Source organism: Tsukamurella sputi, assembly GCF_007858445.1.
Classification (GTDB): domain Bacteria; phylum Actinomycetota; class Actinomycetes; order Mycobacteriales; family Mycobacteriaceae; genus Tsukamurella; species Tsukamurella sputi.
In genome coordinates, this window is the sequence record NZ_VIGV01000003.1 from 426,022 (window position 1) to 440,130 (window position 14,109).

Annotated in this window: 11 protein-coding genes; 6 read left to right on the forward strand and 5 right to left on the reverse strand. The window is 71.2% G+C overall.

Going from position 1 to position 14,109, the window contains the following annotated elements; translation table 11 throughout:
- Nucleotides 1-8: 8 nt before the first annotated feature.
- The 3 genes from FK268_RS11565 to FK268_RS11575 are packed head-to-tail and all read right to left on the reverse strand — an operon-like array spanning nt 9 to nt 3,183.
- A complete protein-coding gene (locus tag FK268_RS11565; RefSeq protein ID WP_146434094.1) occupies nt 9-1,181 on the reverse strand; it encodes a thiolase family protein in 1,173 nt (390 codons plus the stop codon).
- Complete coding sequence (locus FK268_RS11570) at nt 1,181-2,260, reverse strand: thiolase family protein (RefSeq protein ID WP_146434096.1); 1,080 nt, start codon at nt 2,258-2,260, stop codon at nt 1,181-1,183. Before FK268_RS11570 ends, FK268_RS11565 begins: the two co-directional genes overlap by 1 nt.
- On the reverse strand, nt 2,257-3,183 hold the full coding sequence (locus FK268_RS11575) for a Zn-ribbon domain-containing OB-fold protein (protein ID WP_146434554.1): 927 nt from the start codon (nt 3,181-3,183) through the stop codon (nt 2,257-2,259). Before FK268_RS11575 ends, FK268_RS11570 begins: the two co-directional genes overlap by 4 nt.
- 163 nt (nt 3,184-3,346) lie before the next feature.
- On the opposite strand from FK268_RS11575, the gene FK268_RS11580 reads away from it, so the two are divergent.
- On the forward strand, nt 3,347-4,897 hold the full coding sequence (locus tag FK268_RS11580) for an AMP-binding protein (protein WP_146434097.1): 1,551 nt from the start codon (nt 3,347-3,349) through the stop codon (nt 4,895-4,897).
- A 90-nt stretch (nt 4,898-4,987) separates the two neighbouring features.
- On the opposite strand, the gene FK268_RS11585 is transcribed toward FK268_RS11580, so the two are convergent.
- The gene (locus FK268_RS11585; protein ID WP_146434099.1) at nt 4,988-5,782 is read right to left on the reverse strand and encodes a crotonase/enoyl-CoA hydratase family protein; all 795 of its coding nucleotides are present in this window, start codon (nt 5,780-5,782) and stop codon (nt 4,988-4,990) included.
- Nucleotides 5,783-5,901: 119 nt separating this feature from the next.
- Between FK268_RS11585 and FK268_RS11590 the strand changes: the two genes are divergently transcribed.
- From FK268_RS11590 to FK268_RS11600, 3 genes are read left to right on the forward strand one after another with little or no spacing between them, the layout of a single operon-like run.
- A complete protein-coding gene (locus FK268_RS11590) occupies nt 5,902-7,005 on the forward strand; it encodes an NAD(P)H-dependent flavin oxidoreductase (protein ID WP_146434101.1) in 1,104 nt (367 codons plus the stop codon).
- Nucleotides 7,006-7,009: 4 nt separating this feature from the next.
- Nucleotides 7,010-7,507, forward strand: coding sequence for a pyridoxamine 5'-phosphate oxidase family protein (locus FK268_RS11595; RefSeq protein WP_146434103.1), 498 nt, complete (start codon nt 7,010-7,012; stop codon nt 7,505-7,507).
- 9 nt (nt 7,508-7,516) lie between these two features.
- The gene (locus FK268_RS11600; RefSeq protein WP_146434105.1) at nt 7,517-8,200 is read left to right on the forward strand and encodes a hypothetical protein; all 684 of its coding nucleotides are present in this window, start codon (nt 7,517-7,519) and stop codon (nt 8,198-8,200) included.
- Between the two features lie 3 nt (nt 8,201-8,203).
- Here FK268_RS11600 and FK268_RS11605 read toward each other — a convergent pair whose 3' ends face one another.
- Nucleotides 8,204-9,223: an LLM class F420-dependent oxidoreductase gene (locus FK268_RS11605; protein ID WP_146434106.1), complete on the reverse strand. Its 1,020-nt coding sequence runs from the start codon at nt 9,221-9,223 to the stop codon at nt 8,204-8,206.
- A 45-nt stretch (nt 9,224-9,268) separates the two neighbouring features.
- On the opposite strand from FK268_RS11605, the gene FK268_RS11610 reads away from it, so the two are divergent.
- Nucleotides 9,269-10,849, forward strand: coding sequence for a succinic semialdehyde dehydrogenase (locus tag FK268_RS11610; protein ID WP_146434108.1), 1,581 nt, complete (start codon nt 9,269-9,271; stop codon nt 10,847-10,849).
- A gap of 28 nt (nt 10,850-10,877) precedes the next feature.
- Nucleotides 10,878-14,099 (forward strand): AfsR/SARP family transcriptional regulator, encoded by a 3,222-nt coding sequence (locus tag FK268_RS11615; protein WP_231707040.1) that lies wholly within the window; start codon nt 10,878-10,880, stop codon nt 14,097-14,099.
- Nucleotides 14,100-14,109 lie beyond the last annotated feature (10 nt).

Below are 14,109 nucleotides of genomic sequence, written 5' to 3' on the forward strand. Positions count from 1 at the left end.
GGCTCAGCTCACGCAGGCTTGTCCGCGCCCACCAGCCACATCGAGAAGTACTGCGAGCCACCGCCGTAGGCGTGCCCGAGGGCGGTGCGGGCACCGTCGACCTGGTAGTTCCCGGCCCGGCCCATGACCTGCTTGGCGGCCTCGGCGAACCGGATCATGCCCGACGCGCCGATCGGGTTGGACGACAGCACGCCGCCGGACGGATTCACGGGCAGCTCCCCGCCGATCTCGGTGCCCCCGGACTCGGTGAGCTTCCAGCCCTGGCCCTCGGGCACGAAGCCCAGGTTCTCCAGCCACATCGGCTCGAACCAGGAGAAGGGCACGTAGATCTCCGCGGCATCGACCTGCCGCAACGGGTCGGTGATGCCGGCGTCGCGCCAGAGCGCCGCGGCGGCGTCCCGGCCGGCCTGCGGGCTGACGTGTTCGCGGCCGGCGTAGGCGAGAGGCTCGGTCCGCATGGCGGTCGCGAGCACCCAGCCGACGCGGTTGCCCGTGGCGGCCTCCGAGGCCTTGGCGGCGTCCTCGTCGCCCAGGACGATCGCGCACGCGCCGTCGGACGACGGGCAGGTCTCGTCGAATCGGATGGGGTCCCACAGCATCTGGGAGGATTGCACCGATTCCAGTGTGATGTCGGGCTGGTGCAGGTGCGCGAGCGGGTTGCGGGCGCCGTTGCGACGGTCCTTCACCGCGACCATCGCGCCGACGTGGTCGGGGGCGCCCGAGCGGCGGATGTAGGAGCGCACGTGCGGGGCGAAGTAGCCGCCCGCGCCCGCGCCGACGGGCACGGTGAAGGGCACCGGGATCGACAGCGCCCACATGGCGTTCGACTCGGACTGCTTCTCCCACGCCACCGTCAGCACGCGCTTGTGGACGCCCGCCTTGACGAGAGCCGCCGCCACGGCGGCGGTGGAGCCGCCGACCGAACCGGCGGTGTGCACGCGCAGCAGCGGCTTGCCGACGGCGCCCAGCGCGTCGGCGAGGAACAGCTCGGGCATCATCACGCCCTCGAACATGTCCGGCGCCTTGCCGATCACGATCGCGTCGATGTCCGCCATCGTCGTGCCGGCGTCGGCGAGCGCGGCGTCGACGGCCTCGCGGATCATGCCGGCCATCGAGACGTCGGTGCGCTTGGCGCGGTGACGGGTCTGGCCCGTTCCGAGTACGGCGGTGGGCTTGCCCATCACTTGGCCTCCATCACTGCGATCAGGTTCTGCTGCAGGGCGTGCCCGCTGGTGGCGTGTGCGAGGACGCGGTCGGCGTCTCCGTTCCAGACGGCGCGGGCCGCCTCGCCGATCCGGGCCAGGCCCGCGGAGAACATCGGGTTCCCCACGAGCGCACCGCCGGACGGGTTGATCCGCGCGTCGTCGCCGAGACCGATCGCGGACCGCAGGATGAGCTCCTGGTGGGTGAACGGCGCGTGCAGTTCGGCGAGTTGCACGCCGTCGGTGCCGGCCGCACGAGCGGCGGCCTCGGTCGACGGGGACTGCGTGAGGTCACGCGAACCCAGCGCAGGGGAGTCGATCCGATGCTCGAGGCCGGTGATGAACGCGGGATTCTCACGGAGCTCGCGGGCGCGCTCGGCCGAGGCCAGGATCGCGACCGCGGCACCGTCGGTGATCGGCGCGATGTCGTGGCGTCGCAGCGGATCGGCCCACAGCGGCTCGTTCAGGAGTGCCTCGGGATCGACGGTGCGAGAGAACTGCGCCGCCGGGTTCGAAGTCGCATCCCCCAGGCTGCGCGCCGCCACGGCGGCCATGTCGGCCTCGGTCCAGGCACCGGAATCGATGCCTGCACGGGCCTGCAGCGCGGCGACGGACACCGAGTCGGGCCACAGCGGCGCGACGGTGTACGGATCCAACTGCATGGTGAGGGTGCGGCGCAGGACGCCGGCGGAGGACTTGCCGAAGCCGTAGACGAGGGCGGTGTCGACCTCGCCGGTGCGGATCTTCACCCAGGCCTCGTACAGCGCCCAGGCGGCGTCCATCTCCACGTGCGACTCGTTGATCGGCGGCACGGCGCCGATGGAGTCGATCGCGGCGATGAACGAGAAGGCGCGGCCCGCCAGGTAGTCCGACGAGCCGGAGCACCAGAAACCGATGTCGGACTTGGTGAGACCGGTCTGGGCGAAGACGTCGGCGAACAGCGGGATCAGCATCTCCACGCCGTTGGTGGTGGTCTGCGCGGCGCGCAGCCAGGGGGTGGCGGCGTATCCGACGACGGCGACGGAGCCGTCCGGATCGGTGCAGGTACGTGTGCTCACAGGTGCTTCTCGTAACTGGAGTAGGGGGCGTCGGGCTCACCGGTTGGTTCGAAATGCGAGATGTTGCCAGGACTCTCGGTCCACTCCTCGCGCGGCTTCCACACGGCTCGCACCCGCATGCCCATGCGGACCTCGGACGGTTCGCAGCCGAGGACGAGATGGAGGAACGGGATGTCGGCACCGTCGATCAGGACGTAGGCGGCGACGTACGGAGGCTTGATCCGCTGGCCCTGGAAGGGCACGTTGACCACGCAGAACGTGGTGACGACGCCGGTGTCCGGGAGATCGACCTCCTCGGTGGTGGGGATGCCGTCGATGGGGCAGGCGTTGCGTGGCGGGACGTAGACGTTGCCGCACGTCCCGCACCGCTGGCCCAGCAGTCGGCCCTCGGCGAGGGCCTGCAGGTACCGGGTCTCCGGGACGGACGCCGAGTGCTCGAGCCGCAGGGCGACGGGGGTGGTGAGGATCTCGATCGGATCGGTCTCCGCGGCGGTGTCGGGGGTCCCGCTGCCCTCCCCGGGGACGAAGCAGGCGATGTCGCCGATCGCGCCGGTGGTCTCCGCGATCCAGCGGGCGTGCACGCGCATCCCGGTCGAGATCTCCTCGGGCCCCGCGACGTCGACCGCGTGCAGGAGCGCGGTATCGGCACCGTCGAGCCTGATGAGCGCGTAGGCGAAGGGCCGGTCGAAGGGCTGGCCGTCCACCGGGTGCGCGTTCCACGTCCAACTGGTCACCGTGCCCGTGTCGGAGACGGGAACGACGTCGGTGAGGGCGGCGGTCGTGTCGGGATCGAACTCCAGTGGCGGGACGTGCACCCGTCCGGCGGCGTCCCGGGTGCCGACGATGCGGCGCTCACGGAGGTTCGTCATGAACGCGCCCAGCACCGGCCCGAGCGACCGGGTGTAGTCGAAGGACAGGTTCATCGGCGCCGAGAGGGTCTGCGGTTCTGCGGTCACCTCACGAGTGAAACATGTTCTAACTTTTTGGCGCAAGGGTATCCCGGAAAAGGCATTCAGGACCTACCGTGGAGACGTTCGCACCGCTTTCGACGAACCGGTGTCCCGCCACGAACCTGTGAGGTGTTCCATGGACGATCTGCATCGCGAGCCGCTCGCCGGCGACATCCTGCTCGGCTCACTCAGCGCCTACCCCGACCGCGTCGCCGTCCACGTGACCGGGCCCGACAGTGACAGCACCCTGACCTACGCGCAGGTGCGCGACGAGGTGAGTCGCTACGCCCAGGCCTACGCGTCCTTCGGGCTCGGCCTCGGGAGCCCCGTCGCGATGCTGTCCGGCAATCGGCACGAGGTGCTGATCGCGCAGTCCACCAATCTCATCACCGGCGTCCGGTTCGCCGCGCTGCACCCCATGGGCTCGCTCGACGATCACGTCTACGTCATGGAGGACGCGGGCATCGAGACCCTGATCTACGATCCGCGTCTCTACGAGCAGCGTGCCGCGGACCTGCGCGAACGGGTCCCCGGGTTGCAGTTGCTCTCGCTCGGGCCGACGGAGGCGGGGGTCGACCTCGCCGCCGCGGCGGCGGGATTCGCGCCCGGACCGCTTTCGGCGCACACCGCCGACCCGTCGTCGACCGCGAGCCTCGCGTACACCGGCGGTACTACGGGCAAGAGCAAGGGCGTGATGCTCAGCTACTCCGGCGGCGCATCGCTGCTGCGCATCCAGCGCACGGAGTGGGAATGGCCGGAGGAGATCCGGTTCCTCGTGTGCGCCCCGCTCAGCCACGCGGGCGGTGCGTTCTGGAACCCCACGTCGATGGCCGGCGGATCCATGGTCGTGCTGCCGCGGTTCGAACCCGAGGCCGTGCTCGCGGCGATCGAGAAGTACCGGATCACCGCGACGATGTTGGTACCCACCATGATCTACGCCCTGCTCGACCACCCGAAGTTCGACGACTACGACCTCTCCAGCCTCGAGACCGTCTTCTACGGTGCGTCGGCGATCTCGCCGACCCGACTCACCGAGGCCATCGAGCGCATCGGCCCCAAGTTCTTCCAGTTCTACGGCCAGGCGGAATGCCCGATGACCATCGCGGTGCTGCGGCGGGGCGACCACGACCCGTCGAAGCCCGAGCGGCTGGCGAGCTGCGGGCGGCCGGTCCCGTGGGTGCACGTCGCCCTGCTCGACGATGCCGGGCGCACCGTCGAACCCGGTGAGCCGGGGGAGATCTGCGTGCGTGGCCCTCTCGTGATGCAGGGGTATCTGAACAAGCCCGAGCAGACGGCGGAGGCGACGGAGCACGGCTGGCTGCACACCGGTGACGTGGGGCGCTTCGACGACGAGGGCTACCTGTACATCGTCGACCGGAAGAAGGACATGGTCGTGACCGGCGGCTTCAACGTCTTCCCGCGCGAGGTGGAGGACGTCATCTCCACGCACCCGGCGGTCGCCTCGGTGGCGGTCATCGGCGTCCCGGACGACAAGTGGGGCGAAGCCGTCAAGGCCGTGGTGGTCCCGCGCGCCGGGGCGACGGTGGAGGTCGAGGAGCTGCGGGAGCTGGTACGCGACCGGAAGGGCGCCGTCTACACCCCGAAGACCGTGGACTTCGTCGAATCGATCCCCGTCAGCCCCCTCGGCAAGCCGGACAAGAAGGCCTTGCGCGCCCAGTACGCCTGAGGCGCGGCGAAACCGACTTCGGCAGCGTCAACCCATACCGTCACCTGCGGATTCGGTAACGGGTTGACGCTGTCACGTCAGCACGGGGGATCAGCGGCCCTCGAAGACGGGCGTGCGCTTCTCGGCGAAGGCGCGGGGCCCTTCCTTGGCATCCTGCGAGAGGAAGACGGGCAGGCCCTCCTCGGCGTCGACCCGGAAGGCCTCCTCCTCGTGCATCCCCTCCGTGGCACGCATGGTGCGGAGCATCGCCTGCACGGCGAGCGGGCCGTTGGCGTTGATGAGCTCGGCCAGCTCGAGCGCCTTGTCGAGGGCGGTGCCGTCGGGGACCACGTGCCCGATCAGCCCGTAGTCCTTCGCCTCGGCTGCACTGATGTGCCGGCCCGTCAGCAGCAGATCCGCGGCGACCGTGTACGGGATCTGGCGCGGCAGGCGCACAGCGGAGCCGCCCATCGGGTACAGGCTCCACTTGGCCTCGGAGACGCCGAACCGCGCGCTCTCGCCCGCGACGCGGATGTCGGTGCCCTGCAGGATCTCCGTACCGCCGGCGATCGCCGCGCCTTCGACGGCCGCGATGAGCGGCTTTCCCGGCCGACGGCCCTTGATCAGGCCCGGAATCCGGGCCGGATCGAAGCCGCCGCCCTCGGACATGGCCTCGCCCGGGTTGGACTTGGCCATGTTCTTCAGGTCCGCGCCGGCGCAGAAGGCGCCGCCCGCGCCCGTGAGCACGGCGCTGCGGATCCCGGGATCGGCGTCGATCCGGTCCCAGGCGTCGCTGAGGATCTGGAGCATCTCGCCGGTGAGTGCGTTCTTGCGCTCCGGGCGGTTCATGGTGATGAGCAGCGTGTGGCCGCGCTGCTCGACGAGGGCGTGCGGGGCGTCGGTCATGCCGGAGGCTCCTTGTCGTCGAGGACCCTCGCTGAAACGAGGATCGGCAATTGCGGGAATCCGCTTCCCCGGACAGTAACAGGTTCTAGTTTGGTGGAAAGAAGTCTTCAGGAGGATTCATGCGCACACCCCTGTGCGAGGACCTGGGCATCCAGTACCCGGTCATCGCGTTCACCCCGTCGGAGCACGTCGCCGCAGCGGTCTCCCGGGCCGGCGGCCTCGGCGTGCTCGGCTGCGTCCGGTTCAACGACCCCGGCGAGCTCGACGCCGTCCTCGACTGGATGGACGCCAACACCGACGGTCGCCCCTACGGCGTCGACATCGTGATGCCCAACAAGGTGCCCACCGAGGGCACCGCCACGGATCTCACCGAGCTCATTCCCGAGGAGCACCGGGCCTTCGTCGAGCGGACGCTCCGGGAGCTGGGGGTGCCCGAGCTGCCCGACGGTGCCGCCGGCGCAGGCGTGCTCGGCTGGCTGCACTCCGTGGCGCGCTCGCACGTCGACGTCGCTCTGGGGCACCGGATCGCGTTGATCGCCAACGCCCTCGGCTCGCCGCCGGCGGACGTGATCGACGCGGCGCACGAGCACGGGGTCAAGGTCGCCGCGCTGGCCGGCCGCGCCAAGCACGCTCGCGCCCACGTCGACAACGGCGTCGACATCGTCATCGCGCAGGGATACGAGGCCGGCGGCCACACCGGCGAGATCGCCTCGATGGTGCTGCTCCCCGAGATCGTCGACGAGGTGGGCGAGGACGCCACGGTCGTCGCGGCCGGCGGCATCGGGTCCGGACGGCAGATCGCCGCCGCGCTCACCCTCGGCGCCGAGGGGGTGTGGATGGGCTCGTACTGGCTCACCACCACCGAGTACCTCGAGACGCACACGAAGTCGCAGACGATGCAGGAGGCCCTCGTCGCCGCGACGAGTGCCGACACCGTTCGCACCCGGATCTTCTCCGGGAAGCCGGCCCGCCTCCTCAAGACCCGTTGGACGGAGGCCTGGGAGGCGCCGGGGGCACCGTCGGCGCTGCCCATGCCCCTGCAGAACCTGCTGGTGGGGGAGGCGCACTCGCGAATCCACGCCTCCGGCGATCCGTCCGTGGTAGCCATGCCGGTCGGCCAGATCGTGGGCCGGATGAACGCCGTGCGACCCGTCGCCGAGATCATGGCCGAACTGGTCGGCGAGTTCGAGGATGCGGTCGACCGCCTGAACCTGGCACGCTGACCCCATGGGAACGAATCAGCGCGGCACGATCCAGATGACCGAGGCGGAGGTCGAGGAGTTCCTCGAGCGCAGCCGCACCGCCACCATCGCCACCATCGGCGCGAACGGGGCGCCCCATCTCGTCGCCATGTGGTACGCCGTGATCGACGGCGACCTGTGGATCGAGACCAAGGCCAAGTCGCAGAAGGTCGTGAACCTGCGCCGCAATCCGACCATGAGCGCCTCGATCGAGTCCGGCCATTCGTACGATGCACTGCGCGGTATCGCCATCGAGGGCACCGCGGAGATCGTCGAGGACGAGGCGACGGTGCGCGCCGTGTGCGAGCAGGTCTACGAGCGCTACTTCGGGCCGTACACCGAGGAGCTCAAGCCGGCGATCGACGCGATGATGAACAAGCGGGTCGCGGTGCGGTTGCGGGCCGATCGCGTGCGCAGCTGGGATCACCGCAAGCTCGGCATGCCCGAGATGCCCGTCAGCGGAAGCACCGCGGCGTACCTGTAGGGCACGGGAATGCCCGGATCACACGCGCAATCGGCCGCCGACGGACTGGTGGAGATCAGTCCCTGCGTCGGGGGCCTCGTCCGTACCTGGTCGTCCGACGGTGCCTCCCGGCTCTGGTCGGTACCGGAGGACGGCTGGCTCCGCGAGGCGCAGGGGACGGGGCGCATCGGCAGGCTCTCCCGCAAGGAGGGCCGGTACCGCGAGGCGGGGGAGCTGTCCGAGGCCGGCGGTGAGCTCCTCGTACGGCCACGCGTCCCGATGCGGGCGGAGGACGGGAGCCTCACGATGGAGGCGCGCGCCGTCCCGCTCGGTCCCGAGAAGCGGGCGTCCCGCTCGACCTTCGAGGACTTCCGGGAGGTGCTCACGCAGGCCGTGACGCACTGCGCCGAGACCGACGAGTACCTGGTGGTGGAGCGGGGCGCGCACGACGCCGGGCGGGAACCCTTCTGCCTCTTCGCGGTCCTGCCCGCGGGTGAGGCGCCGGGCGTCTTCGTCACCGTCGTCGAGACCGCGCCGCCGCCGCGGGACTCGGAGCTGTGGGCGCCCTACGTCGACGAGTGGGACCGGTCGGCGACGATCAGCGCGCCGTCGAACCCCGAGACCGTGGCGACCGCCCCGACCGTGATGATCGAGGCGATCAGAGCCTGGGAGCTCGACCCGTGGGACCTCGCCTTCACGTTCGGCCGACGGTGACGCTCAGCCCCGGGCCGCCTCCGCGAGCGCGCGCAGCGTCGGCTCGTCGCGCACGCCGCTGAACAGCACCGTCGTGACCGGGGAGTGCCGCCACAGCTCCAGCCGTTCGGCGATGCGATCGATCGGCCCGAGGAGGGCGATGGAGTCGGCCAGCTCGTCGGGGACCGCGGCGATGGCGCCTGCGCGATCGCCGTCGAGGAACTTCTCCTGCACGGCGACAGCGGCGTCGGCGAATCCGAGCCGCCCGATGAGGTCGAGGTGGAAGTTCGTCGACTTGTGTCCCATGCCGCCGATGTAGAAGGCGAGCGGGATCTTCGCCTGGGTGAGCGCGGCGTCCAGGTCGTCGGAGACGATCACGGAGACGGTCGCGGCGATCTCGAAATCGGGGGAGCGCCCCGCGAGGGACCCGCCGAAGACGCTGTCGACCTGCTGCGGATCGACGAACAGCGGGAGCCAGCCGTCGGCGATCTCCGTCGACATCGCCACGTTCTTGGGCCCCTCGGCGCCGAGGAAGATCGGGATCCGCGGCCGCACCGGCAGCGCGATCGACTTCAGCGGCTTCCCGAGCCCGGTGCCGCCGGGCAGCGGCAGGGGGTAGTGCGGTCCCGCGCTGGTCACGGGCGCTTCGCGCGCGATCACCTGGCGGACGATGTCGACGTACTCGCGGGTGCGGGCGAGCGGCTTCGGGAACGGGTTCCCGTACCAGCCCTCCGCGACCTGGGGCCCGGACGCGCCCAGGCCGAGCACCATTCGGCCGCCCGAGAGACCGTCGATGGTGAGGGCGTGCATCGCCGTCGCGGTCGGCGTGCGGGCGGGTATCTGGGCCACGGCGGTGCCGAGCTTGATCCGCTTGGTGCGCGATCCGTACCAGGCCAGTGTCGAGAAGGCGTCGGAGCCGTAGGCCTCGGCGGTGAAGACGTAGTCGTAGCCGAACTCGTCGGCGGCGACCACCGCCGCGGTGTGGTCCTCCGGCCCACGGGTCCAGTAGCCGAGGTTGATGCCCAGATTGAGATCGTTGACCATTCCTCGAATCTAGAACAAGTTCTAGGGTTTGGGTTACAGTTCGGTATGGCTTCGCCCACGCAGACCCAGCACACCCTGCCCGCGCGCGTCACCGACGAGCTGATCGAGCGCCTCACGGCGTTGGTGGTCGCCGACGGCAGCCGAGACCCGTTCACCATGACCGAGGTGTTCACGGGGGCTCCCATCGGCACTCTGCCGCAGTCCACGCCGAGTGATGTGGTCGCGGCGTTCGCCTCCGCGCGGGCGGCGCAGCGCCAATGGGCCCAGAAGCCCCTCGACGAGCGGCTCGCCGTCTTCCGCCGTCTGCACGAGCTGATCCTCGAGAACAACGAGTTGCTCGTCGATCTCATTCAGAGCGGCACCGGCAAGAACCGGCGGATGGCCTTCGAGGAGTCCTGCGACGTCCCGATGGTGATCAGCCACTACCTCAAGGCCGCGCCCAAGCTGCTCCGTTCGCGCCGCCGCGGCGGCCCCGTGCCGGTGGTCAGCAACTCGGTGGAGCTGCACCGGCCCAAGGGCGTGGTCGGGGTCATCGCGCCGTGGAACTTCCCCTTCGCGATGGCCCTCTCGGACGCCATCCCCGCGCTCATCGCCGGCAACGGCGTGGTGCTCAAGCCCGACAACAAGACCGCGCTCGCCGCCCTCTACGGCGTCGAGCTGCTGCGCCGCGCCGGCGCCCCCGAGGGCCTGTTCCAGGTGGTCTGCGGTCAGGGGCCCGACGTGGGGCCCTCCCTCATCGACGAGTCCGATTTCGTCATGTTCACCGGATCCAGCGCGACCGGCACGACCGTCGGCGAGCGGGCGGGCCGCAACCTCATCGGCTGCAGTCTGGAGCTGGGCGGCAAGAATCCGATGATCGTGCTCGACGACGTGGACCTCGACGAGGCCATCACGTCCGCGATCTTCGCCGTCTTCGCCAATGCCGGCCAGGCGTGCATGCACATCGAGCGGATGTACATCCACGAGAACATCTTCGACGAGTTCTCCCGCCGGTTCGTCGCCGCCGCCGGTGCGCTCAAGCTGGGGGCGACCTACGACTACGAGCCGGACATGGGCTCGCTCGCTTCGCCGGACCAGCTGCGGCGCGTCTCCGCACATGTCGAGGACGCCCGGGCCAAGGGGGCCACCGTGCTGTGCGGCGGGCGTGAGCGCACGGACGTCGGCCCGGCCTTCTACGCGCCGACGGTCCTCACCGGCGTCACCCCGGACATGCACCTCGCGACGGCCGAGACCTTCGGCCCCGTGGTCTCCCTGTTCCGGTACTCGAGCGACGAGGAGGCCATCCGCCTCGCCAACGACACCCGCTACGGCCTCAACGCCAGCGTCTGGGGCAAGGACCTGCGCCGCGCGGCGCGGATCGGCGCGCAGCTGGAGGCCGGCAACGTCAACATCAACGACGGCTTCGCCGCGTCCTTCGCGAGCAAGGGCACCCCGTCGGGCGGCTGGAAGGCTTCGGGCGTGGGCGCCCGGCACGGCGACACCGGGCTGCTCAAGTACACCGACACCACCAACCTGGCGACGCTGAAGATGCAGGTCTACAACCCGCGCCCCGGGCAGACGTACACCCAGTACGCGGCGCAGACCGTGCAGGTGCTGCGCTGGATGCGCAAGCTGCGCATCCGCTGACGCCACCGGGCGCCGCTAGGCTGGCCGGGTGCACGACGGCAGCCCTCCCGACGATGCGGCGATGATCGGCGTCCTCGGACCCGTCGTCGTCGGCGATCGGCCCGTCCCCGGTGTCCGGGCGCGGCGACTGCTCGTCGCGCTCGTGCTCGCCGACGGTCGCCCGGTGAGCGCGGACCGCCTCGTCGACGAGGTGTGGGGCGACGACTCCCCGAAGTCCCCGCAGGCGGCCCTGCACACGCAGATCTCGCGCCTGCGCCCGTTGGTGCGTCCCGCGGTCGTCGAGGCCGTCGCCGGCGGCTACCGCCTCGATGCGGACACCGACCTGGCCCGTGCCGAACGTGCGGTGCGTGAACCCGGAGACGAGGATTCGGCGCTGCTCCTGTGGCGCGGCGCCCCGGGGGAGGACCTGGAGGGCGACGGGCCCGCGGCCGAGCTGGCGCGCCGTGCCGCCGCGGCGTTCGACCGGCTGGAGTCCCGCGTCGCCGCCACCGCCCTCACCGCCGGGGATCACGCTGCCGCCCAGGCGATCGCCGAGCGACGGATCGCCGCGGATCCACTCGACGAGCCCGCTCGCGTCCTCCTCATGCGGGCGCTCGCCGGTGCGGGCCGCACGGCCGAAGCGCTCGCCGCGTTCGCGGACCTGCGGCGGACGATGATCACCGAGCTCGGGACGGAGCCGGGCGACGAGGCGACGGCCCTGCACCACGACCTGCTGACCGGGAGCGCTGCGGCGGCATCGGGCAGGGCTGCCGCAGTGGGGCTTCCGGCGGAGGTCACGCCGCTCATCGGCCGGGACGCCGAGGTGGCGGAGCTCGTGCGGCTCGTGACGGACCGGCGTGTGGTGACGGTGCTCGGCCCCGGCGGCGTCGGTAAGACACGCATCGCCGAAGCGGTCGGTGACGCCGTCGCGCGCGCCGGCACGCCGGTCTTCTCCGTGCCGCTGGCGTCCGTCCGCTCCGCCGACGGAGTGCTGCCCGCCGTCGCGCGCGTCCTCGGCCTGTCCGAACCGGACCTGGGCGCCGACGGCCTACCGCGCAGGGCGATCCGCGACCTCGGATCGCGACTGCTCGAGACCGTCGGCCGCCGCCGGTGCCTGATCGTCCTCGACAACTGCGAGCAGGTCGTGGACGCCTGCGCGGGCGTGGTCGCGGACCTCGTCGCCGGAGCACCGGGGGTGACGGTGCTCGCCACCAGCCGGTCGCCCCTGCAGATCCGCGGTGAATGGGTGCATCCGCTGCCCGTGCTCGATACGGTGGGCGCGGGATCCGCCGCCGTGGAGCTGTTCCGGGAGCGGGCCCGGGCCGTCCGGCCCGATGTCCCACTGCCCGACGCCGCGGTCGCGGACCTGTGTCGGCGCCTCGACGGCCTCCCACTCGCGATCGAGCTGGCCGCGGCACGAGTGCGCACGTTGAGCGTCGAGGAGATCACCGACCGGCTGACCCGGCGATTCGCGCTGTTGCGCTCGGCGGACCGCACGGCTCCGGATCGCCACCGCACGCTGCACGCGGTCATCGAATGGAGTTGGGAGCTCCTCGAAACCGACGCGCAGCGCACCCTCCGGCGCTTGTGCCGCTTCCCCGACGGATTCGACGCCGAGGCCGCCGCCGCCGTCAGCGGACTCGACCCGCTCGATCTCGACGACGCGCTCGACTCGCTCGTCAACCAGTCGTTGCTGCACGTCACGCAGAGTGGCGGACGGACCCGGTTCCGCATGCTGGAGACGGTTCGCGAGTTCGGTGAGGAACGCCTCGCGGACGCTCCCGAGCAAACGGACGGGACCGACGAGTCCGCGGAGGTCGACGCCGCGATGGCCCGCTGGGCGGCCACCGTCGCCGTCGCGATGTGGCGCGAGTACCGGTCCGTGGGAGGGCACGCGGTGATCGCCCGGCTCGCGGACGACATCGACAACCTCGCGTTCGTGCTGCGTGTGTCCGTCGACCGGATGACCGCCGGCGACGAGGACGCGGCCGCTACGGTCGTGCACGTCTTCCCGGTCATCGCGGGCCTGTGGTCGATGCGCAGCATGCACGGGCAGGTGCGGGAGATCGGCGTCCGAGTGATCCGCGCTCTCCCCGACCCGCGCGCCGCCCTCGATGCGGGTATGTCGGAGGAGGACCGGGAGCTCTGGCAGGCGACGGTGCTCGCTTCGGTGGTGGCACCGGGGTCCGACCCGAAGTCACGACACGTCGCCCGCGGCCGCACGATGATCCGGCGGCTGATCCGCCCGGAGCTCCGGTTCGAGCGTCCTGCCGACTACTTCAGCGCGTTCTTCCTGCAGCGATCGGTGAACGGGATGCTCCGGCTGATCCTGTCCGGTGTGACCTCGCCCGCGGTCGACGTCCGGCTGCACGCCCTCGCCGCGCGGATGAACCTCCGGGAGAACAGCGGTGATCTGGCGGGAGCGCTGGAGGATTCGGTCGTGATCGCCGCTCTCGGACGCGACGGCGACGCCTGGTTCGAGGCGATGCTGGCGATGAGCACAGGCAGCATCTACGGACAGCGCGGCCGGTGGGAGGAGGCCGCGCGGCGCTACCGCACGGCGGCCGAGCGGCTCTCCTCGATCGGTGCGGACGAGGACGCCAAGCAGGCATCCGCGTACCTGGTCGCGAGCCTGTGCTCGCTGGGGCGGATCGCCGAGGCCGTGGAACAGCAGGCGACGGTGGCCGGGGACTGGTCACCGTCGGGGCCGGACCCGGACGGAGCGCCCGAGGTGGCGGCCTCGGTGATGATCGGCGCCGCCGAGCTCGCTCGTCTGCGGGGTGAGCCGGATGCGAGCCTGTACCGGCGAGCCGGGGAACTGCTGGTGCGCCGGATCCCGGACGGTGGCCGGGACCCGGGCAGCGAGATGCTGGTGGCCACCGCGCTCCTGGGGGTCGTGGAGTGCGGGGCGCCGGAGATGGGCGCAGACCTGGTCGCGGCGCTGATCGCCGGCGATGAGTCGATGTTCGGGGCCACCGGCTACTGGGATCTGCCGCAGGCCGCGACGATGGCGCTCGCCATCGGCGCCCACCTGGTCGCGACGGATCCCGGGTGTGAGGAGGCGGCGATCATGGTGGGACTGTCACGCCGTCTCGGTGCGCGGCAGGACTATCCGGTCATGCACGCGACCGTGGAGCGGCTCGCGGTTCCGCCCGAGGGGGCATCGATGGCGGCGTGGCGCGCGCAGGCCGAGCGGATCGACGGGATGTCGCGCTCGCGTGCGGTCCAGCTGCTGCGCGAGACCACCGCCGCGCTGCGCCGGAGGGCGTGACGCGGCGGCG

What these genes read in the sequence shown, in the direction of transcription:
- FK268_RS11580 (WP_146434097.1), top strand. Translation starts at nt 3,347, where the DNA reads ATGGACGATCTGCATCGCGAGCCGCTCGCCGGCGACATCCTGCTCGGC.
- FK268_RS11605 (WP_146434106.1), bottom strand. Translation starts at nt 9,223, where the DNA reads ATGGTCAACGATCTCAATCTGGGCATCAACCTCGGCTACTGGACCCGT.
- FK268_RS11590 (WP_146434101.1), top strand. Translation starts at nt 5,902, where the DNA reads ATGCGCACACCCCTGTGCGAGGACCTGGGCATCCAGTACCCGGTCATC.
- FK268_RS11585 (WP_146434099.1), bottom strand. Translation starts at nt 5,782, where the DNA reads ATGACCGACGCCCCGCACGCCCTCGTCGAGCAGCGCGGCCACACGCTG.
- FK268_RS11595 (WP_146434103.1), top strand. Translation starts at nt 7,010, where the DNA reads ATGGGAACGAATCAGCGCGGCACGATCCAGATGACCGAGGCGGAGGTC.
- FK268_RS11565 (WP_146434094.1), bottom strand. Translation starts at nt 1,181, where the DNA reads ATGGGCAAGCCCACCGCCGTACTCGGAACGGGCCAGACCCGTCACCGC.
- FK268_RS11600 (WP_146434105.1), top strand. Translation starts at nt 7,517, where the DNA reads ATGCCCGGATCACACGCGCAATCGGCCGCCGACGGACTGGTGGAGATC.
- FK268_RS11575 (WP_146434554.1), bottom strand. Translation starts at nt 3,183, where the DNA reads ATGAACCTGTCCTTCGACTACACCCGGTCGCTCGGGCCGGTGCTGGGC.
- FK268_RS11610 (WP_146434108.1), top strand. Translation starts at nt 9,269, where the DNA reads ATGGCTTCGCCCACGCAGACCCAGCACACCCTGCCCGCGCGCGTCACC.